This is a genomic window from Arenibacter algicola, from assembly GCF_018860365.1.
Taxonomy (GTDB): domain Bacteria; phylum Bacteroidota; class Bacteroidia; order Flavobacteriales; family Flavobacteriaceae; genus Arenibacter; species Arenibacter algicola_B.
The window spans coordinates 1-25,336 of the sequence record NZ_JAHKPO010000002.1; the positions used below are offsets into that span (position 1 = coordinate 1).

Annotated in this window: 23 protein-coding genes; 16 read left to right on the forward strand and 7 right to left on the reverse strand. The window is 38.9% G+C overall.

Going from position 1 to position 25,336, the window contains the following annotated elements; all coding sequences use genetic code 11:
• Positions 1-247: 247 nt before the first annotated feature.
• From KO529_RS01735 to KO529_RS01745, 3 genes are all read left to right on the forward strand, one after another.
• The gene (locus tag KO529_RS01735; protein WP_215946214.1) at positions 248-2,320 is read left to right on the forward strand and encodes a tetratricopeptide repeat-containing sensor histidine kinase; all 2,073 of its coding nucleotides are present in this window, start codon (positions 248-250) and stop codon (positions 2,318-2,320) included.
• Positions 2,321-2,343: 23 nt separating this feature from the next.
• Positions 2,344-3,012 (forward strand): histidine kinase, encoded by a 669-nt coding sequence (locus KO529_RS01740; RefSeq protein WP_215946215.1) that lies wholly within the window; start codon positions 2,344-2,346, stop codon positions 3,010-3,012.
• Between the two features lie 257 nt (positions 3,013-3,269).
• Positions 3,270-3,941, forward strand: coding sequence for a hypothetical protein (locus tag KO529_RS01745; protein WP_215946216.1), 672 nt, complete (start codon positions 3,270-3,272; stop codon positions 3,939-3,941).
• A gap of 94 nt (positions 3,942-4,035) precedes the next feature.
• Here the strand turns inward: KO529_RS01745 and glyA are convergent, their stop codons facing one another.
• On the reverse strand, positions 4,036-5,310 hold the full coding sequence (gene glyA, locus KO529_RS01750) for a serine hydroxymethyltransferase (protein ID WP_215946217.1): 1,275 nt from the start codon (positions 5,308-5,310) through the stop codon (positions 4,036-4,038).
• Between the two features lie 111 nt (positions 5,311-5,421).
• On the opposite strand from glyA, the gene fahA reads away from it, so the two are divergent.
• Positions 5,422-6,711: a fumarylacetoacetase gene (gene fahA / locus KO529_RS01755; protein WP_215946218.1), complete on the forward strand. Its 1,290-nt coding sequence runs from the start codon at positions 5,422-5,424 to the stop codon at positions 6,709-6,711.
• 115 nt (positions 6,712-6,826) lie between these two features.
• On the forward strand, positions 6,827-8,014 hold the full coding sequence (locus KO529_RS01760) for a hypothetical protein (RefSeq protein WP_215946219.1): 1,188 nt from the start codon (positions 6,827-6,829) through the stop codon (positions 8,012-8,014).
• Positions 8,015-8,088: 74 nt separating this feature from the next.
• On the opposite strand, the gene ytxJ is transcribed toward KO529_RS01760, so the two are convergent.
• The gene (ytxJ, locus tag KO529_RS01765) at positions 8,089-8,490 is read right to left on the reverse strand and encodes a bacillithiol system redox-active protein YtxJ (RefSeq protein WP_215946220.1); all 402 of its coding nucleotides are present in this window, start codon (positions 8,488-8,490) and stop codon (positions 8,089-8,091) included.
• A gap of 165 nt (positions 8,491-8,655) precedes the next feature.
• Between ytxJ and clpB the strand changes: the two genes are divergently transcribed.
• Together clpB and KO529_RS01775 are read left to right on the forward strand one after the other, a co-directional pair.
• Positions 8,656-11,256 (forward strand): ATP-dependent chaperone ClpB, encoded by a 2,601-nt coding sequence (clpB, locus tag KO529_RS01770; RefSeq protein WP_215946221.1) that lies wholly within the window; start codon positions 8,656-8,658, stop codon positions 11,254-11,256.
• A 112-nt stretch (positions 11,257-11,368) separates the two neighbouring features.
• The gene (locus tag KO529_RS01775) at positions 11,369-11,965 is read left to right on the forward strand and encodes a TetR/AcrR family transcriptional regulator (protein ID WP_215946222.1); all 597 of its coding nucleotides are present in this window, start codon (positions 11,369-11,371) and stop codon (positions 11,963-11,965) included.
• A gap of 7 nt (positions 11,966-11,972) precedes the next feature.
• Here the strand turns inward: KO529_RS01775 and KO529_RS01780 are convergent, their stop codons facing one another.
• Positions 11,973-13,583: a PorP/SprF family type IX secretion system membrane protein gene (locus KO529_RS01780; RefSeq protein WP_215946223.1), complete on the reverse strand. Its 1,611-nt coding sequence runs from the start codon at positions 13,581-13,583 to the stop codon at positions 11,973-11,975.
• A 96-nt stretch (positions 13,584-13,679) separates the two neighbouring features.
• Between KO529_RS01780 and KO529_RS01785 the strand changes: the two genes are divergently transcribed.
• Complete coding sequence (locus KO529_RS01785) at positions 13,680-14,210, forward strand: SixA phosphatase family protein (RefSeq protein WP_215946224.1); 531 nt, start codon at positions 13,680-13,682, stop codon at positions 14,208-14,210.
• On the opposite strand, the gene KO529_RS01790 is transcribed toward KO529_RS01785, so the two are convergent.
• Positions 14,207-14,953 (reverse strand): DUF6503 family protein, encoded by a 747-nt coding sequence (locus tag KO529_RS01790; protein WP_215946225.1) that lies wholly within the window; start codon positions 14,951-14,953, stop codon positions 14,207-14,209. The two genes, KO529_RS01785 and KO529_RS01790, sit on opposite strands and share 4 nt — an antisense overlap.
• Positions 14,954-15,090: 137 nt before the next feature.
• Here KO529_RS01790 and smpB point away from each other — a divergent pair, with 137 nt between their 5' ends.
• Positions 15,091-15,552, forward strand: a complete 462-nt coding sequence (gene smpB / locus KO529_RS01795) for an SsrA-binding protein SmpB (protein WP_215946226.1) — start codon at positions 15,091-15,093, stop codon at positions 15,550-15,552.
• 8 nt (positions 15,553-15,560) lie between these two features.
• Here the strand turns inward: smpB and KO529_RS01800 are convergent, their stop codons facing one another.
• On the reverse strand, positions 15,561-16,202 hold the full coding sequence (locus KO529_RS01800) for a protein-L-isoaspartate(D-aspartate) O-methyltransferase (RefSeq protein ID WP_215946227.1): 642 nt from the start codon (positions 16,200-16,202) through the stop codon (positions 15,561-15,563).
• Between the two features lie 281 nt (positions 16,203-16,483).
• On the opposite strand from KO529_RS01800, the gene KO529_RS01805 reads away from it, so the two are divergent.
• The 7 genes from KO529_RS01805 (at position 16,484) to KO529_RS01835 (ending at position 22,834) form a co-directional block, all read left to right on the forward strand.
• Positions 16,484-17,452, forward strand: coding sequence for a Gfo/Idh/MocA family protein (locus tag KO529_RS01805; RefSeq protein ID WP_215946228.1), 969 nt, complete (start codon positions 16,484-16,486; stop codon positions 17,450-17,452).
• Positions 17,453-17,527: 75 nt separating this feature from the next.
• Entirely contained in the window at positions 17,528-18,415 is an 888-nt protein-coding gene (locus KO529_RS01810; RefSeq protein WP_215946229.1) for a 3-hydroxyacyl-CoA dehydrogenase family protein, read from the forward strand.
• An 84-nt stretch (positions 18,416-18,499) separates the two neighbouring features.
• Positions 18,500-19,153 carry a YggS family pyridoxal phosphate-dependent enzyme gene (locus KO529_RS01815; RefSeq protein ID WP_215946230.1) on the forward strand — a complete coding sequence of 218 codons (654 nt, stop codon included), beginning with the start codon at positions 18,500-18,502 and terminating at the stop codon, positions 19,151-19,153.
• Between the two features lie 71 nt (positions 19,154-19,224).
• A complete protein-coding gene (locus KO529_RS01820; protein ID WP_215946231.1) occupies positions 19,225-20,592 on the forward strand; it encodes an exonuclease domain-containing protein in 1,368 nt (455 codons plus the stop codon).
• A 3-nt stretch (positions 20,593-20,595) separates the two neighbouring features.
• Positions 20,596-21,423: an ion transporter gene (locus KO529_RS01825; protein WP_215946232.1), complete on the forward strand. Its 828-nt coding sequence runs from the start codon at positions 20,596-20,598 to the stop codon at positions 21,421-21,423.
• Complete coding sequence (gene miaA / locus KO529_RS01830; protein WP_215946233.1) at positions 21,423-22,334, forward strand: tRNA (adenosine(37)-N6)-dimethylallyltransferase MiaA; 912 nt, start codon at positions 21,423-21,425, stop codon at positions 22,332-22,334. Before KO529_RS01825 ends, miaA begins: the two co-directional genes overlap by 1 nt.
• The gene (locus tag KO529_RS01835) at positions 22,334-22,834 is read left to right on the forward strand and encodes a gluconokinase (RefSeq protein ID WP_215946234.1); all 501 of its coding nucleotides are present in this window, start codon (positions 22,334-22,336) and stop codon (positions 22,832-22,834) included. Before miaA ends, KO529_RS01835 begins: the two co-directional genes overlap by 1 nt.
• 185 nt (positions 22,835-23,019) lie before the next feature.
• Here KO529_RS01835 and KO529_RS01840 read toward each other — a convergent pair whose 3' ends face one another.
• A complete protein-coding gene (locus KO529_RS01840; RefSeq protein WP_215946235.1) occupies positions 23,020-23,727 on the reverse strand; it encodes a response regulator transcription factor in 708 nt (235 codons plus the stop codon).
• 6 nt (positions 23,728-23,733) lie between these two features.
• Positions 23,734-25,308 (reverse strand): sensor histidine kinase, encoded by a 1,575-nt coding sequence (locus KO529_RS01845; protein ID WP_215946236.1) that lies wholly within the window; start codon positions 25,306-25,308, stop codon positions 23,734-23,736.
• Positions 25,309-25,336 lie beyond the last annotated feature (28 nt).

The following is a 25,336-nucleotide window of genomic DNA, read 5'->3' on the forward strand; positions in this document are numbered from 1 at the left end:
AGAAGGGACCCTCCCAAGGCCACAATCGATTTCCAGAAAAATGACAATGCAGTCGCTACCGATGGGGACGTAATCCCAAAAGAAAGAAGGGACCCTCCCAAGGTAACATCTGATTTTCAAAAGGTTAACAACGCTATTGCATAAGCCACACGAAAAACTTCAAGAACCAACAGGTTCAAGTTACTTCTTAAAAATTTAAAGCCCTAAGCAAATTTGTTTAGGGCTTTTTTTTTATCTTTCCACCTTTATGGAGAAAAAATTCAATTATAAATCTTTATACTATTTCGTAATTTTCCTACAACTGATGAATAGTGGTTGTACGGACACTTCCTTTGGCACAAAAGATTCAGGAACAACTCCAGCAAACGACAGTATTACGTACTGGTTATCCGACGAAAACAGCAGTTCAGATGAAGATTATAGTAATAACCTTTCCAAGGCCTATGATTTAGCTTTACAAGAGAAAAACGATTCTTTAAAATCGAAACACTTCTCCAAATTATCTTACTACTATTCACTGATAGGGGATTCATTACAGTTTAGACGCTCCAATCACATTGCTTTAAGGCTATCAGAAAAAATCAAAGATTCCAACGCCCTGGCCAATAATCATTGGGATTTAGCTTCTTTTATGGAGGACAATGCCGTGGAGGATAGCGCATACTATCATTATGCCCAAGCCGAAAAGATTTTTAGATCTTTAAAGAATGACTATTCTACCGCTCGAGTTCTATATAGTTTGGCCAGGGTACAATCCGATATAAAGGATTACACAGCAAGCGAAATCACAACTATTGAAGCTATCGAATTACTTAAACCCCTGGACAAAAATTACCAATTGTTTTTATGCTATAATAATCTGGGATCGGTAACCAACGCCCTAAACGAATATGACAAGGCTTTGGAATACTATGATAAGGCACTTTTTTATTTGGACAAATCTAAAATCGATAATTCCAATCGTTTGAAAAATACAGCTTTGAATAATATAGGCATGGTTTTTCAAGCAAAAGGAGAAAACAAAAAAGCTGTAGAAAACTTTGAGAAAGTTATTAATTCCGATAGCATCTACTATAAGGACATAAAATTATTTGCACAGGCCCTTTCCAATTATGCGTACAGCAAAAATAAGCTTGGAGATACCATTGGTGTGTTGGCCTCATTTGAAAAATCCTTAAAAATAAAGGATAGTGTAGGTGACATTAGAGGATTGGCCCTTACGAATTATGAGATAGCAGAATATTATTTGAAGTTAAAAGATACAACCAACGCCCTAACCTACGCCAATACGGCTAAACAGATTTCCGAACAGACCAGCAACAATAGAAGACTTTTGGAGTCCTTGGAACTTATGGCAAAAGTGGATCCCAAAAACTCACCCAAATACACCCAGGAATACATAAAATTGAACGATAGTTTAATTAGGGAAGAACGCGCGGTTAGAAACAAATTTACAAGGATAAGGTTCGAGACCGATGAGTTTATTGAACAAAACGAACTGCTGACCAGGCAGCGCCAATTGTGGATAGGGATAGCCATTGCCCTGTTTGTTCTAGCTGCATTTATATTGATTACTATAGATCAACGTCGTAAAAATCAAAAATTGAGATTTGAACAGGCACAACAGAAGGCTAATCAAGAAATCTTTAATTTGTTGCTGGCCCAAAACAAGAAGGTAGAGGAAGGTAAACAACTGGAAAAGAAACGGATTTCAGAGGAATTACATGACGGTATTTTAGGACAAATGTTGGGAATACGTTTAATTCTTTCCGGACTTAACAATAAAACCGATTCCGATTCCGTTCTAAAACGCAGTGACCTACTTAAAAAATTACAAGGGTTGGAGGAAGAAATCCGTACAATTTCCCATGAATTGAGCAGGGCATCGCAAGAAAAAATTCATAACTTTATTGTATCCATTGAAGAATTGGTCAAAACAATTCAAGATTCCTCTAAAATGAAATGTCATTTTGAGTATGACCACAAAATAGATTGGGACCAATTAAAGGGAGATATTAAAATTAACATTTATAGAATTGTGCAAGAAAGTTTGCAGAATTGTATAAAGCACGCCAAGGCCACGAAAGTGGACCTATTGTTCGAATCCGAAGACGAGCATGTAAGAATTATAGTTTTGGACAACGGTGTTGGTTTTGACCAGAAGAAAGGAAAAAGAGGTATTGGACTTAAAAACATAAATTCCAGATTGGAGAAGTTGAAAGGAACTTATGACATTCAAAGTAAAATTGGACAAGGAACAAAGGTAATCGTTACTATTCCCTGTGTTATGGAAGAACAGGCGGAACCCCTACCGGCCTAATATATTATTTAATTGATAATAGAATGAGAACTTTAAGAGTCTTAACGATAGATGATCATGAAATGATCACTACTGGATATAAATATCTTTTGGAGGCTGCCGAATTTGAAGAATTTCAGGTAAAGGTAGAAACCGCCAATACTTTTGAAACCGGGAAGCAAAAAATAGAGGATTCAGCCAGATCTTTTAAATATGACCTATTGTTGTTGGATGTACAATTAACGGAGACCCATTTGGAGGAACCGCATTCCGGAGAAGACTTGGGAATTTTTGCCAGAAAGATCATCCCGGATACCAAGATTGTATTCATGTCCTCATTTAGTGATAATTACAGAATAAACAGCATTCTAAAAAATGTGAATCCCGATGGCTATATGGTAAAATCGGAAGTGGACGAAAAATCCCTAATTGCCATGGTCAAAGGCGTAATCAACTCTCCCCCTTACTATAGTCAAAAAGCCTTGGTGGCCATTAGAAAGAAAGTCTCCAATGATCTGTTATTGGACGATAATGACAAAAAAATACTCTATCACGTTTCAATTGGTACAAGAACAAAGGATATGGTCGATTTTATAAACCTGTCCCTTGCAGGGATAGAGAATAGAAAAAGACAGCTAAAAGTAATTTTCGGAGTGGAAAAACAAAACGATCTGGCTCTGGTCCATGAAGCCAGAAACAGAGGATTTCTTTAATCAAATCCTTGCCATTTCTCCCACTTTAACGACACCTTCCGACTCGAATATCCAGAATTTTCACAAAATATTGTCAGTCACCTTTATACCCCCCCCATTTAAGACGTTGCGAACACCTCTTTACCGTTCAACGTCTACTTTTTCGATGAATAGACCCTAATTGAACGTAAACCTTATTTTTTCTAAGGTTTTTATCGAATTAAGGACAAAGCATTAGTCTAATTTTGACATAAGTTTTTTAATTAATTACTATTAGGATGTCTAAATCGGGAAACGAATTTTTCAATAATCCAAAAATTGGAACACAAAGCACCGACCATATTATTGGTTTAGAGGCTTTTAGAAAGGGTTTGGAAAAGCATTTTTTTGCAGAGGTCAATATTGGTAATTACGGCTTAAAAGAAGAATCCGCCAATTTGATCATAGATCTTAAGTGCAACCTAAGTCTAGATGAAGCCTTGTTTTACATAAACAAATCATCAACTTGCAACGGTCACCCTAAAAATTATGGCAAGGAAAAGACCATATTATTCATGTTGGCATATTCGGAACTAACAAAACTGAACGGAATAACTATAGATATTAGCGAACTAACCATATCCTTAACGGACACCACCATACTTATCAGTAAAATTTACGAGCAGAGTATTGCGGACCAACTGGAAAATATCTTTACGGAACTTATTAACCACAATGTATATTATACAAAAGGATTAAATGAGACGCCCTTTGAAGTATTTATCCCTGTTTTTGAAGAGGATACCTTGGAAAGTGATACGAAATTAAAAAATATTGTTTCCGACAATAACAATACGAACGACTATTTTGGATTTTGGGGTATGTATTATGACCAAACCGAAGAAGCCGCCATTTATGACCTAAATACCAAAACCATAATTTATGGTGACATTCAAATCCTTAGTGAATAGAAGGATTTATTATAAAAAAACTGTCCACGAAGTATAAAAGTCTAAACAGACAAGACTTGATCTTACACCCTATGGACAGCATTTTTAATCTAAATTAAGCGTTGAATAACGCTCTGGAATGCATTAGGGCGTTTACTTTTTCCCTTACTGCATCAATGATCTTTTCATCTTCTGGATTCATTATCACCTGATCTATTAAATCTACAATAACCTTCATTTGGTCTTCTTTTAGACCTCTTGTGGTAATTGCAGCCGTACCAAAACGTATACCACTGGTCACGAAAGGAGATTTATCATCAAAAGGAACCATATTCTTATTGGCGGTAATATCTGCTTTTACCAAGGCATTTTCAGCATCTTTTCCAGTGATATTCTTATTCCTAAGATCAATCAGCATCATATGGTTGTCTGTGCCGCCAGATATAATTTTATATCCTTTATCTACAAATGCGCTTGCCATTGCCGCAGCATTTTTCTTAACCTGAAGCATATAATGTAAGAATTCATCGGTCAGGGCCTCACCAAAAGCAATTGCCTTTGCCGCAATGATGTGTTCCAAAGGACCACCTTGATTACCTGGAAAAACTGCCAAATCCAATAAAGCTGACATTTTTCTCAAAGAACCGTTCTTTAACTTTACTCCAAAAGGATTGTCAAAATCTTCTCCCATTAAAATAAGTCCTCCTCTTGGACCACGTAAAGTCTTATGGGTCGTTGTAGTCACTATATGGCAATGTGGTATAGGATCGTTAAGAATTCCTTTTGCAATAAGTCCCGCCGGATGGGATATATCGGCCAGAAGTATAGCCCCTACACTATCTGCAATTTCCCTGAATCTTTTGAAATCCATATCCCTGGAATAGGCAGAAGCCCCAGCTATAATAAGCTTAGGCTGCTCTTTGGTGGCAATTGCCTGAATTTTGTCATAGTTTAATACACCGGTCTCCTCATCAACACCATAAAATACAGGATTGTATAGTCTACCTGAGAAATTAACGGGAGAACCATGGGTTAAATGTCCACCATGCGACAGGTCAAATCCAAGAATGGTATCGCCCGGCTTTAGACATGCATGGTATACAGAGGCATTGGCCTGAGACCCTGAGTGTGGCTGAACATTGGCATATGCAGCTCCAAATAATTGCTTGGCCCTATCTATGGCCAATTGTTCTATTTCATCAACAACTTCACAACCTCCATAATAGCGCTTACCAGGATATCCTTCTGCATATTTGTTGGTCAATACCGATCCAGCAGCCTCCATTACTTGGGGACTAGTGAAATTCTCGGAAGCAATTAGTTCAATACCATCTATTTGGCGTTCCTTTTCCGCCTCAATTAGTTCAAAAATTTGATTGTCGCGTTGCATAAAGTAATATTCTATTAAATAATGTGCAAAAATACAAATTGCCGACCGTTAATTGCTAGAAAATAATATATTTGATAAGATATTTATTAAACACAAGTTAACAATTTCAAAATGCCGTTAAAAACTAATCATCCAGAAAAAAAAACATGGTTACCTGTACCCGTTAATTCTGATTTTCCCATTCAGAATATTCCTTTTGGAGTTTTCTTGACTAGGGATGACATAATCACCATTGGTTCTAGAATTGGTGATTACGCAATAGATTTAGGGGCATTGCATCAATTGGGGTATTTTAAGGATATTCCCTTGACCGATGATATTTTTTTACAGGACACCCTTAACGATTTTATCTCCGACGGCAAAAAGACCTGGCGTTTGGTAAGAAACAGGATCAGCGAAATTTTCGATATCAATAACGACCAATTAAAGAATAATGAGGACCACAAGAACATTGTTCTTTTTACCATGGACGAAATTGAAATGCAGCTTCCAGTACAAATTGGGGACTATACGGATTTTTATTCCAGTAAGGAACACGCTACCAATGTTGGCAAAATGTTCAGAGATCCAGAAAATGCCCTGCTACCCAATTGGTTGCACATACCGGTAGGATATCATGGGAGAAGTTCTTCTATTGTGCCCAGTGGTACATCTGTAAGAAGGCCAATGGGACAAACCCTTCCTGCAGGGGCAGACCAACCTATTTTTGGCCCTTCCAAATTAGTGGATTTTGAATTGGAAATGGCATTCATCACCACAGATGCCAATGTTTTGGGAGAACCAATTCCCGTCGAGGAAGCGGAGAATTACATATTTGGAATGGTACTTTTTAACGATTGGAGTGCTAGGGATATACAAAAATGGGAATACGTGCCTTTAGGTCCATTTCTGGCCAAAAATTTTGCATCGTCCATTTCACCCTGGATAGTTACCTTGGATGCTCTGGAACCTTTTAGGATAGCAAGTCCGGCACAGACCCCTACACCCCTGCCCTATCTTCAACAAACAGGAAAAAAAGGTTTCGATATAAATTTAGAGGTATCCATAAAACCCGAAGGCGGCAAAGCAACTACCGTAACGCGGTCCAACTTTAAGTATATGTATTGGACAATGGCACAACAACTAGCCCACCATACTATAAATGGTTGCAAAGTAAATAGTGGTGACATGATGGGAAGCGGGACTATTTCCGGCCCTACCCCTGATACTTACGGTTCCATGTTGGAGCTTACTTGGCGTGGGGAAAAACCCCTTACCTTGGAGGACGGATCCACTAGGAAATTCATTGAAGATTACGATACAGTGTCCATAACCGGTTATTGTAAGAAGGATAATGTGCGTATTGGTTTTGGAGAAGTCTCCACTAAATTATTGCCTGTTTTTCAGCAGAAGAAAAAATAAGGCCTAAAAAAATACCCCCCCCGTTTGTACGATACCGAATAGTTTAACGTTGGTGTATAAGACTATTTTGGCATAGCTATTGAACTATGTCCAAAATAATTTTAAACCAAACGTTATGAAACAATCATTACTCGCATCACTTATGATGTTTATTTTTATCTCTTGCGGAGGGGTTAAAAAAACACAGGAAGCCCTAAATACGGGTAACTATGGCAATGCCATAAATAATGCATTAAAAAACATTGCCGAAAATAAGACAAAGAAGTCCAACCAGCCCTATATTCAATTGCTGGAGGAAGCCTACAAGAAAAATACCGAACGCGAGCTTCAAGAGATTGCATTCCTAAAGAAGGATAACAATCCCGCGAACCATGAAATAATTTTTAATAGCTATCAAAACCTAAAATCAATTCAGGAACGTATAAAACCTTTATTGCCATTACAATTGTATGATGAAAATAGGAATGCCCGATTTGCATTTAAGGATTATGATGAGGAAATAATCAAGTCTAAACGCGAATTGTCCGACTATTTATACAACAATGCCACGGCCCTATTAAACTCTGGTAATTACAAAGAAGATTATAGAAAAGCATTTGATCAATTTTCATATTTAAACGAGATAAACCCCAATTACAAGGATACCCAACTTAAACTGGAGGAGGCCCATAACAAAGGTCTGGATTATGTTCAGGTGGTAATGATCAATGATTCCGAACAAATTGTACCCAATCGACTAGAGCAGGAACTTTTAAACTTTAATACTTACGGGTTAAACGATCTCTGGACCGTTTACCACACCAATGCATTGGAAAATATTAAGTATGATTATGAGATGCAAGTGGCGTTCCGCAACATAAATATTAGTCCGGAACAGGTTACCGAAAAGCAGATCTCCAAGGAAAAGCAGATCAAGGACGGTTACAAATATGCCACAAACTCTGAAGGTGAAGTTTTAAAGGACAGCTTGGGCAACAGAATAAAGATCGATAAGTTTAAAACCGTCAAATGTAATTTCTACCAATTCACCCAGCTGAAGTCGGTCGAAGTAGTTGGCAATGTAAGCTTTTTGGATCTAAACAATCAACAACAAATTAATTCCTACCCCTTGGCCAGCCAGTTTGTATTTAACCACGTTTATGCCAAACACAACGGCGACACAAGTGCCCTGGAAGAAGATATGGTTCCATTATTGCAACTTTCTGCCGTTCCCTTCCCTAGCAATGAACAAATGGTTTATGACGCAGGGGAAGATTTAAAAGCCAAATTGAAAGGCATAGTCACCAGACATCGTTTCAATTAAACCTAAAGCAGGTCTTACTTATTTTTTAGCCCCAATAAGAATACATTTAGTTTTAAGGAAGGTTTCCTTTAAAGCTAAATGTATTTTTTTAAATCCAGTTGCGTAATTGCACCATGCGATTCATGCGCCACTACTGTTCCGTTTTTGATTACCAACAACTGAGGCGACTCATGAACAACCCCAAACACATTACTGGTTTCATTGGAAACAGAGCGATATTGATGCAGATCCAAGTAATGAAGATCCAAACTGTCTTTAGGGATATCATACCCCTCATTAAACCTGTTCATGACCATCCTACTTATTCCGCAGGTAGTGGAATGCTTAAATATTACCTGAGGTCTTACCTTAGACCTTTCTTTTATTACCTCTAACTGCTCCACGGACGCCAATGGGGCCCACGGCACAACCTTCGCTTCTTTTTTTTCCTTTTCGCTATTATTTCCCTTTCCAAAAAGCCCTTTTAAAATCCCCATTTCGTAATTTTAGTATTAAGTCCAAAAAACGTTGCTTACCTTACAAGCTGTCGAATTGTCGCTTAAAATTGAGAAATAAACGACATTTTGTCCTGTTCAAAACAGTGGTAAGGTTGTTGCTTTTAAGACTTCAAAAGTAAGCAATAACATAAAAAAAACAACTATATGAATTTTAATAACTTCACTATAAAGTCGCAGGAAGCCATACAGCATGCGCAACAGATGGCGCAAGGTCTGGGCCATCAACAAATAGAGAACGAGCATATTTTTAAGGCTATTTCCGAGGTTGAAGAAAATGTACTTCCGTTTATCCTTAAGAAATTGAACGTAAATACCACCTTACTTAACCAAATTTTGGAAAAAGAACTGGAGAGTTTCCCCAAAGTATCTGGCGGAGAAATTATGCTTTCCAGGGAAGCCAATAAAACATTGACCGAAGCTAGTATTATTGCAAAAAAAATGGAAGATGAATATGTTTCCATTGAACATTTGCTTTTGGCAATTTTCAAATCAAAGAGCAAAATAGCCCAAATACTAAAGGATCAAGGGGTTACGGAAAAAGATCTAAAGGCCGCTATAAATGAATTGAGAAAGGGTGGTAAAGTTACCTCCCAGAGTGCAGAGGACACCTATAATTCATTGAACAAATACGCCAGAAACCTTAATGAACTGGCGGATAGCGGAAAATTGGACCCTGTGATAGGAAGGGATGAGGAAATCAGAAGGGTTCTACAGATCTTATCACGTAGAACAAAAAACAACCCAATGCTGGTAGGGGAACCTGGGGTAGGTAAAACCGCCATTGCAGAAGGTTTGGCACATAGAATAGTACAGGGCGACATCCCTGAGAACCTTAAGGATAAAATAATCTTTTCATTGGATATGGGTGCGCTTATTGCAGGCGCCAAATACAAAGGGGAATTTGAGGAGCGCTTAAAAGCCGTTATCAAGGAAGTAACCACATCGGACGGGAACATTGTTCTTTTTATTGATGAAATCCACACCCTTGTTGGTGCCGGAGGCGGACAGGGTGCAATGGATGCCGCGAATATACTTAAACCTGCTCTAGCCCGTGGGGAACTGCGAGCCATAGGCGCTACCACCTTGGACGAATATCAAAAATATTTTGAAAAGGACAAGGCCCTGGAAAGAAGGTTTCAGAAAGTAGTAGTAGATGAACCCGATACCGAAAGCGCAATATCCATTCTTAGAGGTATAAAAGAAAAGTACGAGGCTCACCACAAGGTCAGGATCAAGGACGAAGCCGTAATTGCAGCCGTGGAATTATCGCAACGCTACATTACCAATAGGTTTTTGCCGGACAAGGCTATAGATTTAATGGACGAAGCCGCTTCCAAGCTAAGGATGGAAATAAATTCCAAACCTGAAGAACTCGATGTTTTGGATCGTAAAATAATGCAGCTGGAGATAGAAATAGAAGCCATTAAAAGAGAGAACGATACCTCAAAACTCAAGGCCTTGAATGTGGACCTTGCCAATTTGAAGGAAGACAGAAATGAAATCTTTGCCAAATGGGAGAGCGAAAAAACTGTTGTGGACGATATCCAAAAAACAAAGAACGATATAGAAAACTTTAAGTTGGAAGCCGAAAGGGCCGAGCGCAATGGGGATTATGGTAAAGTTGCCGAAATCAGGTATGGCAAGATCAAGGAAGCCCAAGAGCGATTGGATAAACTGGAAAGCGAACTAGAAGAACAACAACTGGGAGAAACCCTGATCAAGGAAGAAGTTACCTATGAGGATATAGCCGAAGTGGTAGCCAAATGGACAGGTATCCCCGTTACCAAAATGCTTCAAAGTGAAAGGGAAAAGCTGTTAAAATTGGAAGATGTACTCCACAAAAGAGTGGTAGGACAGGAAGAAGCCATACAGGCTGTTTCCGATGCCATAAGAAGAAGCAGGGCCGGATTACAGGACAGCAAAAGACCAATTGGCTCCTTCTTGTTCCTTGGAACTACAGGTGTAGGTAAAACGGAATTGGCAAAAACCCTGGCCGCCTATCTATTTGATGACGAAAATGCCATGACCAGAATTGATATGAGCGAATACCAGGAGCGTCATTCAGTAAGTAGATTGGTAGGTGCACCTCCAGGATATGTTGGTTATGACGAAGGCGGCCAATTGACGGAGGCAGTGCGAAGAAGGCCTTACTCCGTAGTATTACTGGATGAGATTGAAAAAGCGCATCCGGACACCTTTAATATCCTTTTACAGGTATTGGATGAGGGTAGGCTAACGGACAATAAAGGTCGTGTAGCAGATTTTAAAAATACCATTATCATAATGACCAGTAATATGGGAAGCCATATTATTCAGGAAAAGTTTGAGGAAAACAAAGACATCTATAGCGCCACAGAGGCTGCGAGGGTGGAAGTACTGGGCCTATTGCGAAAAACCATAAGACCAGAGTTCCTAAACCGTATAGACGACATTATCATGTTTACCCCTCTAAGCAAAGTAGACATTAAGAAGATAGTGGTCCTACAACTGGATCAGTTGAAAAAATTGGTTGCCAAACAACAAATTACAATAGATGCAACCGATGAGGCTATAGATTACCTGGCCAACAAAGGGTACGACCCGCAATATGGTGCAAGACCCATAAAAAGGGTAATTCAGAAAGAAGTATTGAACAATATTTCCAAAGAATTATTAAGTGGTAACATTCAACCAGGTGGAATTATCCTTATAGACTCGTTTGACGATCAGCTAGTATTCAGAAATGAGAGTGAATTGGCGAAATAAAATGACCGTTTTTAACAGAAGGGCATCCGATTATAAATCGGATGCCCTTTTTTATTAACAATATATACCATGCAGTATAAGATTTTTTATATTAGCATAAAACTGTAAGGACATGTCTACAAAAGCCGAGAGAACAACCGCCTATATCATTGAAACCGTTGCGCCAATTTTCAATAAGCTTGGATATGTTGGAACCAGCATGAGCGACCTTACAGAGGCTACGGGCTTGACCAAAGGGGCCATATACGGGAATTTCGAAAACAAGGATTCCCTGGCACTGGCAGCGTTTGAATATAATAGCAAAAAACTATTATCTGAAATAGACGATAAGTTAAATTCTAGCGGTACTTCCCTACAAAAGCTTTTTGTGCTTACCAATTTCTATCGTCACTACGATACTTTTATAGAGGAATTGGGCGGATGTCCAATTTTAAATATTGGGATAGATGCCAATCACAATAATTCCCAACTCCTAGCTGCAACCAGGGAGACCATAAAAACCATAGAGGGGAAAATTGCCTTGGTCCTAGAAAATGGACTCAACAACAATGAACTCAGGCTGCCCGTAACACCACTTCAGTTTTCAAAACAGCTATTTACAATGATCCAAGGAGCTGTAGCCATGGCCACTATAACGGGTGATAGAAAATACTTACTTAACACGGTGACCTACTTGGACCAATTAATTGTCCGTGAAATAAAAAAGTAATTTATCACTACTCCCCTATTATCCTAAATATCCAGGTTCTTTCGGAATATTTACCATTAAATTTATTATCCCTTGCCGCTTCCGCTTCACTCAGGGTATCAAACCTTTCCAAATATACATAGTCCCACTTGGTCCTTTCCAAATAAAAGAACTTAGCGTCAATACCTTTCTTCTTCAGATTTTCTACAAAAATATCACGGTATCTAGAAGTACCATAAACATTGCCTATAAGATAAAATCCGGTTTTCTGGCCTTCCAGTTTATCCACTTCCTCGTAATGACCCTGAGTTACCTTCTTGCCGGCCTTCTTTCTAGCAGCAATCATATCAAGATCTTCCTGGATTTTCTTGGCCAATGCCAATTCCACATCTTTTATGGAATCCAATCTTTTTTGCTCCTTCATCTGGACTGCCTTCGCCAAAGCCGCGGCCTCCTGTTCTTCCTTCAACCTTTTTGCCTCTGCCAATTCCTGTGCCACTCTTAATTCTTCCGCAAGCGCTTTCTTTTTCTTGCCTCTAACACGCTTCTGTTTTTTTTGCTTTTTAAGCGCCTTTTTTTTGGCCAAAGCCTCTGCTTTGCTCAGCTCTTTCTGCATTTTCTTTTCCTCTGCAATACGATCCTCTTCTTCCAACGGAATAACTTCCTCCGGTTTTTCAAGTTCCAATGGCGCCTCATCCACGTCAAAACCAACTACTTTTTTGCGTGCATCAGGACTACTTAGTGTATATGCCGCAATTATTTCAAAAGATGGGTCCTGATCCTTAACCTCAGCATCCAAGCCATATTCTATAAGAGCTCCCAATGATAAATGCTTAAAAAATCTACCACCCAAACCACCCGATAAGCCGTAGAAACTATTATAACCACCTTGTAACCAAAATTTATTGGACGATAATAATGCATTTAACCCTACTTGGGTATCCCCATAGGGCACAGATTTTACATACAGCATGGGAAGCAGATAGGCATCATCCACCCCACTGAAAAGGGTTAAGGGCAATCGATAATCCACCATCCCCAAGTATATCTTTTCATCGGATTCCGAAGCACTACTATTAGTAGAGAAATTATAATCAAACAGGTTTTCTGCAGTAAAACCAACACTGAATCCATCCACAGAAAATCGAACTCCCGGTGCAAATTGCATTATAAATGCATTTTTGGCCAATTCCAATTGGGGCAATGAAATTTCAGGATTTGGACTATACCTATTGTCTGCAATTTCACTATTAAAACCAAATACGTTCAAACCAACGGACAATTGCATATTATTGCCAAAATCGAAGGCGTATGCATAGTTGAGCACTCCACCGGTATTTAAAAACACCCCTGTATTATTTTGCATAAAACCAATGCCTATAGAAGACTGAGTGTTTATTTTTCTGGAATAATTTAAGAAAATGGAAGTAGGGTCACCATCTATGGTCTGCCATTGATACCTGGACCACCAGGCAATGGACTCTGGATTGTTCCTATCCAGTGAAAAAACCGGATTGAACAAACTAGCATTGAATTCTGTTAAATTATGCTGCCTTAAGTCGGTTGGAAGTGCAACTTCTTGCGCATGCGAAAACAATACCGCAAACAAAATAGCATAAATGGCGTACTTTTTATCCATATACAAAAGAACAAAAAACTAGGGGCACTACATACTTTTTTACTGTAATTTTAGTTACTTTACCAGAAGAACCAAATACCAAAAATAGAATTGACCATGAAACATATAAATCTGCTATTGATTCTTTCCTTAACCATCGGCACTATATCCTGCAAGGAAGATCCGAAGTTACCATTGGAAAATGCAGAAGATTCTATTTCAACTTATTATTTTATAAGACATGCCGAAAAAGATCGCAGCGACCCTGAAAACATAGATCCGGAATTAAATCAGGACGGATTGGGGAGAGCCATACGTTGGGCCGAGGTTTTTGACCCTGTTGCCCTTGATGCCATTTACATCACCGATTTTGAAAGAACTGCGATGACCGCCGCACCTACATCCGTAAAAAAAGAAATTACCCCACAATATTACGATCCCAAGGCACTCATTATCGAAGAATTTAAAAGACTGAATCTAGGCAAAAATGTTCTAATTGTTGGCCATAGCAATACCACCCCAGAGTTTGTTAATCTCATGTTGGGAGAAGATAAATATGAGCATATGGACGATTATGACAATAGCAGTTTATTTATTGTGCGGATCATAAATGGAAAAGCCACCGATATTAGATTAAAAATGGACTAATTGGAAGCTGTAACGGAAATTTCTTCCAACTCTATTTTTGAAAGTAATTTTAAATTGTCTTTTTCGTAAAGAACGTCCACATCATAGAATGCGCTATCCCCTGTAGCGGTCTCATAATTTTCATAATCAACAAAACGGATACCTCCAAGATAGCGCTCATTGTATGCTGCCCTAAAGCGGATTCCTCCCCCATCCACATAAAACTTATAGGCTAGGTAATCGGGCTTAAAGGTCTCCTTATTAAACCAGTACAGATAAATATCCTCGTAATCCTTTCCTCCGTCTTTCTGATCAAAAGTCACTTTTACCTTATAATACTCCTTGTCCCTTATGGCTACTTCCCCCAATAATTCCTTATTGACTGCGGGATCGTTCAACCCATATGGCAAGTGGGCAAAGTAATGTACAGAGTTCACAGAGTTAGCGTATAAATTGGCAATGGAATCCTTTAGAGGCACCAAACTATCGTTAATATATCGGTTAAAACCCCGGCTACCTTTTACATCCAATACCTTTGTAGAATCGGTCAATCTAATGCGTTTTAAAATTCTATCTCCGTCCTTCCATTCAGAGGCATATTGATAATCCCTGAATTTATAGAATATATCATTGGTTTTATACTGCTCCCCTCCACTTACCAAAATGGACTTATCAACTATTTCTTGCGCGGAAAGGGTGGTTCGCGCTTGTTCCTTGCACGAAAAAATCAGTAAAAAAAGGGTTAAAAGGGATACTACTTTCATTCATTAACTTTTCACATTAATCGCAATGTTGCCACATACATTACAAAAAAAACATATTTATATTCAAAATAATTAAGACGATCTAAACTTATGCCCTAATTGCCAATCGGATAATTGTTTCTATTTTTGTCAAACATATGCAGAAAAAAATAAACATAAAGAACAAAAGGGCCCGATTCGATTACGAGTTATTGGATACCTATACGGCCGGCATTGTTTTGTCCGGTACCGAAATTAAATCTATTCGGGAAAGCAAGGCTTCCATCTCGGAGAGCTTTTGTGAATTTAATGATCTGGGAGAGTTGTTTGTTATTAATATGCAGGTAGACGAATATTCCCATGGGACGCATTACAACCACAAACCGAAAGCAGAACGAAAACTTTTGCTCAATCGTGGCGAACTGAAAAAACTGGAAAAAGAGGTAAAAAATTCAGGCCTAACCATAATTCCCTTAAATCTTTTCTTGAACGACAGGGGCCTGGCCAAGATGAACATTGCATTGGCAAGGGGTAAAAAACTATATGACAAGCGCGAGACTATCAAGGATCGCGACAACAAGAAAAACCTGGATAGGATCAAAAAAAGCTTTAACAATTAGGGCCTACTCTAATTTTTATCCTCCAATAAAGGCACAAATCGAAAGGACCCCAATTCCTTTTTTTCAAATTCTTTGGCAGATTTGCGGACAAACAGCGTCATAACTTGCTCGTCTGTCCCTACCGGTATTACCAACCTGCCTCCTACTTTAAGTTGGGCCAATAAAGGATTTGGCACAAAAGGTGCCCCAGCGGTTACTATAATACTATCAAATGGTGCCTCTTCCGGCAATCCTTTATATCCATCTCCAAATATTACCTTTTTGGGCCTATACCCCATCTTTTTGAAAAAGAGATTGGTCTTCTTAAAGAGCTCCAACTGACGCTCAATAGTGTATACCCTTGCCTTTAATTTTAATAATACCGCGGTTTGATACCCACTTCCCGTTCCTATTTCCAAGATTTTGTGATTGGGCCGCACCTGTAAAAGTTCGGATTGAAAGGCCACCGTATAAGGCTGGGAAATGGTTTGGTCCGCACCAATGGGAAACGCCTTGTCCTGATAGGCGTGATCCTCAAAACTACTATCCAAAAATAAGTGTCTTGGAACGGCCCGTATAGCCTCTAGAACAGCATTGTCCACAATTCCCTTCTCCGAAAGAATGTCTGCCAATTTGTTGCGCATTCCCCTATGTTTTAATGTATCTTTCAATTGTTTGGTTTTGGTGGGTAAAGTTAAAAAACGAAAAACTTAAAATGAAGAAATCAGAAAATTTACATGCTGCAATCTAACCTATTCTTTCATCCGAGGGTAAATTTAGCTTAGATTTCTTTAATTATAAAAATCACGGTTCCATTGTCTACCCTATTATTTTTTATCCTATTCAACTACTTTGCAATGTTGACAAAAAAGATGGGACATAAAACTTAACTTTTATTTTTTAAGCCCTTAAACTTACAAACTATCCTTATTTTTGAGAAAAATAAATACATATGCTTAATGTTGGCGTCCTAGGAGCAGGACATTTAGGGAAAATTCATCTTAGATTACTGAATGAGTCCAAAAAATATAATCTGGTCGGTTTTTACGATCCCGATGTTATTAACGGTAAAAAAGTAGAGGCAGAATTCGGCTATACTTTTTTCGACAACATAAATAAACTAATAGATGCAGTTGATGTGGTGGATATTGTTACCCCCACCCTTTCACATTTCGAATGTGCCAAAAAGGCGATGGAAAAAGGAAAACATGTTTTCATTGAAAAACCCATTACCAATACCCTTCAAGAGGCTGGAGAATTGTTGCTCTTGGAAAAAAAGCATCAGGTGAAGGGACAGGTGGGCCATGTGGAAAGATTTAATCCCGCTTTTATGGCGGTTAAGGAAAATATTAATAACCCCATGTTTATTGAGACCCACAGGTTGGCAGAATTCAACCCAAGGGGGACCGATGTACCTGTTGTTTTGGATTTGATGATCCATGATATTGATGCCATCCTTAGTGTGGTACAATCAGAGGTGAAACAAATTAATGCCAGTGGAGTTTCGGTAATTAGCAACTCACCGGATATCGCCAATGCCAGAATAGAGTTTGAAAACGGCTGCGTTGCCAACCTAACGGCAAGTAGGATCTCCCTGAAGAACATGCGCAAGTCTCGCTTTTTCCAAAAAGATGCCTATATCGCCGTGGATTTTCTGGAGAAAAAAGTGGAGGTGGTAAAAATGAAGGACGCCCCGGAAAAACCAGGGGATTTTGATATGATCCTACAAAATGCCGAAGGAATAAAAAAACAGATCTATTTTGAAAATCCGGATATAGCCACAAACAATGCTATACTGGACGAGCTGGAGACCTTTGCAGATGCCATAAACAACAACACCGTCCCCGTGGTCTCCCTAGAACAAGGTACCAGGGCCTTAAAGGTTGCTTTGGAAGTCATTGCATCTTTCCAAAAGAAATAGATGCCAGATTTTATATGTTTACAAGCTGAACAAAGGCATGATATAATAGAATAAAATTCCAAGAAAACGCTACAAATGAAAAACATAGCAGTCATAGGAGCCGGAACAATGGGTAATGGCATTGCCCATGTAATTGCTCAAAACGGATATAAAACCAACCTTATAGATATTTCAGAGGAAGCTCTGGATAAGGGGCTTACGACCATAAGTAAAAATCTTGACAGAATGGTGGCCAAGGAGCTTATCACAAAGGAGGATAAGAAATCTACTTTGAAAAACATAACTCCCCATACCACAATGGCAGAGGGGGTCAAGAAGGTAGACTTGGTAATTGAGGCCGCAACGGAAAACACAGCCCTTAAATTAAAAATCTTTCGGGAATTGGACGCTATCTGCGAACCCACGACCATTTTGGCGACCAACACCTCCTCCATTTCCATAACCCAGATTGCAGCCGCCACCAAAAGAGCGGACAAGGTTATTGGAATGCACTTTATGAATCCCGTACCTATCATGCAATTGGTAGAGGTAATAAGGGGCTACAACACCTCTGATGAAGTTACCAAAACCATCATGGATCTGTCCACGAAATTAGGAAAAACACCAACGGAAGTCAATGACTACCCTGGTTTTGTTGCCAACCGAATTTTAATGCCCATGATCAATGAAGCTGTAGAGACCTTATACCATAAAGTTGCAGGGGTTACCGAGATCGACACGGTCATGAAATTAGGGATGGCCCACCCAATGGGTCCATTGCAGCTTGCAGATTTTATTGGCCTGGATGTTTGTTTATCCATTTTAAATGTAATGTACGACGGCTTCAAAAACCCAAAATATGCACCCTGCCCCCTATTGGTAAATATGGTAACTGCCGGAAAATTAGGTGTTAAATCCGGGGAAGGTTTCTATGATTATTCGGAATCCCGTAAGGCCGAGAAGGTATCCAAACAATTTAATTAGTAGTCCATTGTGCTTGTTTACTTCAACCATAAATTTGATGTAGCAAATGAGCCTAGTGTAAATGAATACCAAAAAAACAATTGAATGTCCATTAAAGATAATTTAAAAACAATCAAGGAATCGCTTACACCCCACGTTACATTGGTCGCCGTTTCCAAAACCAAGCCCATAGCAGATATCGAAGAAGCTTACGCTGCCGGACAAAGGGTTTTTGGCGAAAATAAAATCCAGGAAATGACAGAGAAGCAGGAAGTGCTTCCCAAGGATATTGAGTGGCACATGATAGGCCATATACAGCGCAACAAGGTTAAGTATATGGCAGAATATGTGGCGCTTATACACGGAGTGGACAGCCTAAAGCTGTTGAAGGAAATAAACAAACAAGCCAAAAAACATAACAGGGTTATTCCCTGCCTTCTGCAGATCCACATTGCCGAGGAGGACACCAAGTTTGGTTTTGACGAGAATGACCTCAACGAATTGATCGCCTCCAGTGACCTTGAGCAACTTACCAACATTAAGATAGTTGGACTAATGGGAATGGCCACCTTTACGGACAATAGTCAACAAATCAGGAAGGAATTCAAACGCCTTAAAGATTTATTTGAAAAAACCAAATTGGCGTTCCCAGATCTCTCGCAATTATCCATGGGAATGAGTGGTGATTATAAGATCGCAATAGAGGAAGGCAGTACCATGATACGAGTGGGAAGTAGCATTTTTGGATCTAGAAATTAGCGCTCAACCTTGCTATTTCTTTGACGGGAGAATACGTATCTTTGTTTAGTAATCTGAATTAGAAATATTACATGTACGTCATATTAGATATTGAAACCACAGGAGGAAAATACAATGAAGAAGGGGTTACGGAAATTGCTATCCACAAATTTGACGGGCATAAAGTAGTGGATCAGTTCATTAGCCTGGTAAACCCTGAAAAGGAAATCCAACCCTTTGTAGTTAATCTTACCGGCATTAACAACAACATGCTTCGCACCGCTCCTAAATTCTATGAAGTTGCCAAACGCATTGTGGAAATAACGGAAGATGCTGTAATTGTTGCCCATAATGCCCAGTTCGACTATCGGATTTTGAGAACCGAATTCAGGAGGTTGGGTTTTAATTTTGAACGCAAGACGCTCTGTACCGTTGAACTAGCCAAGCAATTATTACCGGATGCCGAATCGTATAGTCTGGGCAAACTAGTGCGGTCTCTAGGGATTCCTGTAAGTGACCGTCATAGAGCCAATGGAGATGCCCTTGCTACCTTACAACTATTTAAACTATTACTCTCAAAAGATCTGGACAAAACTATTTTTAAAAGCGTTCTAAGAACGGAGACACAAGGGGAATTATCGCCAAGACAGCTGGATATGGTAGATGAGTTACCCTCGGAAACAGGGGTCTACTACCTACACAATAAGGACGGTGATATTATTTTGTTGGGAAAAAGTAGCAACATTAAAAAAAGGGTCAATCAGCATTTTACCAATAATAGTCCAAAGGCCAGAAGAATTCAGAAAGAAACAAAAAGGGTTTCTTACGAAAAAACGGGCAATGAATTGGCAGCCTTATTAAAAGAGAATGCGGAATTATTGAGGAACAAGCCCAAATACAATACCCACTATAAGAAAAGGCTGTTTTCGCATGGCATTTATCAATCGAACAACCAGGACGGCTATATTACATTGATAGCAGAGGTAATAAATCCTAAAAAAAAGGCAGTAGCTACCTTTAATAGCCTTCAGGGCGCAGAGAATTTTCTACACAGCCTCAGGGAAGAGTTTCAATTGTGCAATAAAATAAATGGGCTTTCACAGGCCAAGATGCATTGCTCCCATTATGAGGATAAAAGTTGCCTTGGAGGATGCATAAACAAAGAGCCGGTAGAGGCCTATAATGCAAGGGTAATGCAAGCTATTGACAAGTACAGTTTCTCAAAAAAGAACATTTTAATTATGGATAAGGGCAGGGAAATTGGCGAGCGGTGTGGAATTGAGATTAAAGATGGGGTTTTTAAAGGCCTTGGCTATTTTAATTTAAACCATCAAATCAATAATATTCATATCTTGGAATCCATAATAACACCCATGGAAGGAAATGAAAACACGACCCATATTATTTCCTCTTATCTAAGAAAAAAAAAGGTCCTAAAAATTATAGAGCTAAAACAGTAAACTTTGAAAATTAAAAAAAGTTGGAAAAATAAGATCCATGAAGTAATCTACGGGACCCATACCCCTGCGGGAAGACTTTTTGATATCCTTTTGCTCATTTTGATTGTGTATAGTGTTATCATCGTAATGCTGGAGAGCATTCCTACATTCGATGTAAAGCACCATAAATTTCTAAACTATTCGGAATGGACGGTGACCATACTTTTTTCCATAGAGTACATTTTGCGAATTGTTTCCATAAATCGGCCTAAAAAATATATTCTAAGTTTTTTTGGTGTGGTTGACCTACTTTCCACCATTCCAAAATATCTTTCGCTTTTCCTAGTAGGTTCCCAGTACATAACAGCCTTTCGAATCTTAAGATTGTTAAGGGTATTTAGAATTTTAAAGCTGGTCCGCTTCGTAGGGGAGTCCAACAAACTTGTAAGGGCCTTGAATGCCAGTAGAACAAAAATATTTGTTTTTGTTTTCTTTGTCATTGTCATATCCGTTTTATTGGGAACGGTAATGTACATCGTAGAAGGTCCTACCCATGGCTTTACCAGTATTCCCCACAGTGTTTATTGGACCATTGTTACCCTAACCACAGTAGGTTATGGGGATATTTCACCTGAAACGCCCTTAGGGCAATTTATTGCCACCTTGATCATGATAATTGGTTATGGGGTAATAGCAGTACCAACTGGAATAGTATCGGCCGAATATACTTCCGGAGTCATCAACAAAAAAGATATAGACACTGACAGAACCTGTCCGGATTGCGGTACTGAAATCATACGCATTGACGCCCATTACTGCAGGCAATGTGGACATAGATTAAGTGATGATTAATGAATAAAAAAAATCTTATTTCCATTGTTGGACCCACTGCGATAGGAAAGACGACCTTGGCCATTGCCCTGGCCAAACATTACAAAACAGAGATCATTTCTGCCGATTCCCGACAGTTTTACAAAGAAATGTCCATTGGGACCGCTGTACCATCCCCAGAAGAATTAGCAAGTGTTCCGCATAATTTTATTCAGCACAAAAGTATTTTTGAAGAATACACCGTAGGAGATTTTGAAAGGGAAGCTATAGAAAAACTGGCAACCCTTTTCCTGGATAACGACATTGTTGTCATGGTAGGCGGAAGCGGTCTATATGTTGACGCCATTAAAGACGGACTGGATACTTTTCCCGCAATAGATCCTGAAATCCGGGAAACACTGAACCAAACCTTGAAAACCGAAGGCATTTTAAGCCTTCAGGAAAGGCTTAAAGTTCTGGACCGGGATTATTACGACCAGGTAGACCTAAATAACCCACATAGGCTTATTAGGGCCCTGGAGGTGTGTATTGGTTCAGGACTCCCCTACACCTCCTTCCTAAATCAAAAAAAACCCGAACGGAATTTCAATACCATTACCATAGCCATAAATGCGGAAAGGGAGATCATCTACGACCGTATAAACCAAAGAGTGGATATAATGTTGGAACAGGGTCTTTTGGAAGAGGTAGCGTCCCTAAAAGAACAACAGACCCTGAATGCGTTGCAAACTGTAGGTTATAGGGAATTATTTAGTTATTTTAAGGGGGATTTTGATCTGGATACGGCTATTGCCGAAATAAAGAAAAACACCAGAAGGTTTGCAAAAAGGCAATTGACATGGTTACGAAAAAAAGAGGATATTCTTTGGGTCGATTATAAATACGACCTAAACGAGATTTTGGAGAAGATAGAACAAGAACGCAATAGATAATGACTTTAACCAATAAAAACATTCTATTTGTAATTGGGGTTTCCGGCACGGGAAAATCTACCATAGCGCAATTGTTGGCGGAAAAACTGAACCTACCATTTTTTGATGGGGACGATTTTCATTCGGAAGCCAACATAAAAAAAATGTCCAATAAAATCCCGTTGACCGACGAGGACCGGTATGAGTGGCTGGTAACCCTGAACAAATTGGCCGTGGACAACCAAGAAACAGGAGCTGTCATTGTCTGCTCCGCCTTGAAGGAATCCTACAGAAAAATACTTGAAAATAAAATTGAAGAGAAGGTAGTGTGGATTTCCCTGGAAAGTTCCTTTGAATTGCTATTGGAACGCCTACAAAAACGCAAGGGCCATTTTATGCCTGCCGAATTATTACGGTCCCAACTGGACACTTTTGAACCTCCAACCAAGGCTATAAAAATATCGATAGAACCCAGTCCCCAAGAAATTGTGGACCAAATATTAAGGGAATACCGGAACTAATAGTTTTGAACGCTAGAGCAGACCCAAGAGTCCTGATTTAAAACCAAAAACCACATCTTTTTTTGTTCAGGGTTCGTTCTACCAACACCTTTAAAAGAGCCTGCAGCTTTTAAAATAAGGGTCTAATAAAATAAAAAGCACCAAGAAAAATCCTGGTGCTCTAAAAAATTTTGGATATGAGGTGTTTACTCAGTTTTAACCACCAATCTAAACCCTTCTCCGTGGATATTCAATATCTCCACGTTTTCATCTTTTTTAAGATATTTACGCAATTTGGCAATATAGACGTCCATACTGCGGGAAGTAAAATAATTATCATCCCTCCAAATTTTGGTCAAGGCCAACTCCCTGGGCATTAAATCGTTCTCGTGCAAAGCCAAAAGTCTAAGCAACTCATTTTCCTTAGGAGAGAGTTTAATGGCATCTTCATCTTTGAATTTCAAGAACCTAAGCTTGGAATTCAATTGAAAACCACCAATTGTAAATTCAAATTGTTTACTGTCCGCTAACGAACTGGAAGACTTTCTTTGAATTATAGCTTTAAGTTTCATCAATAGTACTTCCGAATCAAAAGGCTTGTTCAAATAATCATCGGCACCGGCTTTATATCCTTTAAGGACATCCTCTTTCATAGTCTTGGCCGTAAGAAAAACGATGGGTACGTTTTCGTTCTTTTCACGGATTTCCTTGGCTAGGGTAAAGCCATCCTTATAAGGCATCATTACATCCAAGATACAGACATCGAAATTGTCTTTCTTAAATTTTTCAAAACCTTCCATTCCGTTTTTTGCCAACGTAACGTCAAAATCGTTCATTGCCAAGTAATCTTTAAGTACAATTCCAAAATTGGGATCGTCCTCTACGAGTAATATTTTCTTATCTACTGTTTCCATTATTGTTTAAATTAAAGGTAGTTTTATATAAAAAGTGCTTCCTTTTCCTTTTTCACTTTCTGCATAAACCTCACCTTGATGATCATCAACTATTTTTTTTACGTAAGCGAGCCCTAAACCGTGCCCCTTAACATTGTGTATATCTCCTGTATGTTCCCTATAGAACTTTTCAAAAACCTTTTTTAGTACCGCCTTGCTCATTCCAGCTCCCTGATCCTGTATTTTTATAATGATATAATTCCCGACCACTTCGGTAAAAACATCAATCTTGGGCGCTTCTGGCGAATATTTCACAGCATTGTCCAATATATTCACAATAACATTGGTAAAATGCATCTCATTGGCCAATACCTCTGAGCGTTCCGCCTTTAAATGAGGCTTAATATATCCTCCCCTATCTGCAACTATAAGCTCTACATGGGTAATGGCATCTTCTATTATGTCGTGCACATCTGCCCTATCCTTACTAATATCCAACTGATTTTTTTCCAACTTGGATATCCGCAATACATTTTCCACCTGCGCGTGCATTCTCTTGTTTTCGTCCCTTATCATTTGCAAATAGCGCAGCACCTTCTCCTTGTCATCTATAATCTTCGGATTCTTTATTGCTTCAACAGCCAAGTTTATTGTAGCAATTGGAGTTTTAAACTCATGCGTCATATTATTGATAAAGTCCGATTTAATCTCGGAAATCTGCTTTTGTTTTATCAACTGATAGATAGCACTGGAATAGGCCACCACTATAACCAAGGTAAATGTCAGGGACAAAATTGCCATTCCAAGAATGGACTGTATAAGGAACCTTTTCTTTTTGGGAAAGGTCAACAAAAGGGAAAAATTGGTATTCCCTTCACTGTCCTTAAACAAAGGAGCCTTATAAAGTGTGGTCTCTGAAAACTTGAATTTTTTGGATTTCACCTTAGTCGGCAGTCCCTTACTATAAACCCCATATTCATAGTCTATATCTATGCCCCTATTTTTGAGTTCCCTCCCAAGAAACAGTTCTATTTCTTGTTTGGATACGCGTTTATGGATGGACCTGGATTTGGCCTGCTCCCTAAAAACATCATCCAATGCCGCCTTATCAATAGAGGAAAGTCCTCCGATTTTCTCAAGCTTTTGGACAGGTGTCAAGGAATATTGCCTGCCGTCCAGACCAAAATCTTCTTTGTAGATTTCTGTAGTTCTGGTGCTGGTGATATTCCTAAAGGTTGTGGTGTCCAAGCCTATATCAAAGAACGTAGATGCCATATTGTAATCCTCCTCCAAAATACCATGGGTATAAAACCGTATTTCATTGGAATTAATATCACGATCAAAAAAGAAAAAATTCTTAAGATGGGTAGCCTTTGGCTTTCCAATACTATCCTTAAGTTTGTAAAACTCGTTAAGATAATCCTGTACCTCCCGCTTTTCAATATTCTCTACAACCCTACTCAAAATTTGGTTGATGGTGTTTGAAAATTGTTCTTCCTTGTCCGCTACCGATTTATTTATCCAATAACTCTGAACAAAGATGATTCCTATTAGGGAAAGGCTCATTAAGACTACCAAAAGACCAAATAACCTCTTATTCATTTATTAACAAAATTAGAAATTTAACATT

Excerpts from the sequence above, each read along its gene's own strand:
- KO529_RS01840 (WP_215946235.1), bottom strand. The coding sequence starts at position 23,727 with ATGGAAACAGTAGATAAGAAAATATTACTCGTAGAGGACGATCCCAAT.
- KO529_RS01805 (WP_215946228.1), top strand. The coding sequence starts at position 16,484 with ATGCTTAATGTTGGCGTCCTAGGAGCAGGACATTTAGGGAAAATTCAT.
- ytxJ (WP_215946220.1), bottom strand. The coding sequence starts at position 8,490 with ATGGGGATTTTAAAAGGGCTTTTTGGAAAGGGAAATAATAGCGAAAAG.
- KO529_RS01835 (WP_215946234.1), top strand. The coding sequence starts at position 22,334 with ATGACTTTAACCAATAAAAACATTCTATTTGTAATTGGGGTTTCCGGC.
- KO529_RS01745 (WP_215946216.1), top strand. The coding sequence starts at position 3,270 with ATGTCTAAATCGGGAAACGAATTTTTCAATAATCCAAAAATTGGAACA.
- KO529_RS01775 (WP_215946222.1), top strand. The coding sequence starts at position 11,369 with ATGTCTACAAAAGCCGAGAGAACAACCGCCTATATCATTGAAACCGTT.
- KO529_RS01740 (WP_215946215.1), top strand. The coding sequence starts at position 2,344 with ATGAGAACTTTAAGAGTCTTAACGATAGATGATCATGAAATGATCACT.
- KO529_RS01785 (WP_215946224.1), top strand. The coding sequence starts at position 13,680 with ATGAAACATATAAATCTGCTATTGATTCTTTCCTTAACCATCGGCACT.
- KO529_RS01780 (WP_215946223.1), bottom strand. The coding sequence starts at position 13,583 with ATGGATAAAAAGTACGCCATTTATGCTATTTTGTTTGCGGTATTGTTT.
- KO529_RS01820 (WP_215946231.1), top strand. The coding sequence starts at position 19,225 with ATGTACGTCATATTAGATATTGAAACCACAGGAGGAAAATACAATGAA.
- clpB (WP_215946221.1), top strand. The coding sequence starts at position 8,656 with ATGAATTTTAATAACTTCACTATAAAGTCGCAGGAAGCCATACAGCAT.
- KO529_RS01760 (WP_215946219.1), top strand. The coding sequence starts at position 6,827 with ATGAAACAATCATTACTCGCATCACTTATGATGTTTATTTTTATCTCT.
- glyA (WP_215946217.1), bottom strand. The coding sequence starts at position 5,310 with ATGCAACGCGACAATCAAATTTTTGAACTAATTGAGGCGGAAAAGGAA.
- smpB (WP_215946226.1), top strand. The coding sequence starts at position 15,091 with ATGCAGAAAAAAATAAACATAAAGAACAAAAGGGCCCGATTCGATTAC.
- KO529_RS01815 (WP_215946230.1), top strand. The coding sequence starts at position 18,500 with ATGTCCATTAAAGATAATTTAAAAACAATCAAGGAATCGCTTACACCC.
- KO529_RS01810 (WP_215946229.1), top strand. The coding sequence starts at position 17,528 with ATGAAAAACATAGCAGTCATAGGAGCCGGAACAATGGGTAATGGCATT.
- KO529_RS01790 (WP_215946225.1), bottom strand. The coding sequence starts at position 14,953 with ATGAAAGTAGTATCCCTTTTAACCCTTTTTTTACTGATTTTTTCGTGC.
- KO529_RS01735 (WP_215946214.1), top strand. The coding sequence starts at position 248 with ATGGAGAAAAAATTCAATTATAAATCTTTATACTATTTCGTAATTTTC.
- KO529_RS01845 (WP_215946236.1), bottom strand. The coding sequence starts at position 25,308 with ATGAATAAGAGGTTATTTGGTCTTTTGGTAGTCTTAATGAGCCTTTCC.
- miaA (WP_215946233.1), top strand. The coding sequence starts at position 21,423 with ATGAATAAAAAAAATCTTATTTCCATTGTTGGACCCACTGCGATAGGA.
- fahA (WP_215946218.1), top strand. The coding sequence starts at position 5,422 with ATGCCGTTAAAAACTAATCATCCAGAAAAAAAAACATGGTTACCTGTA.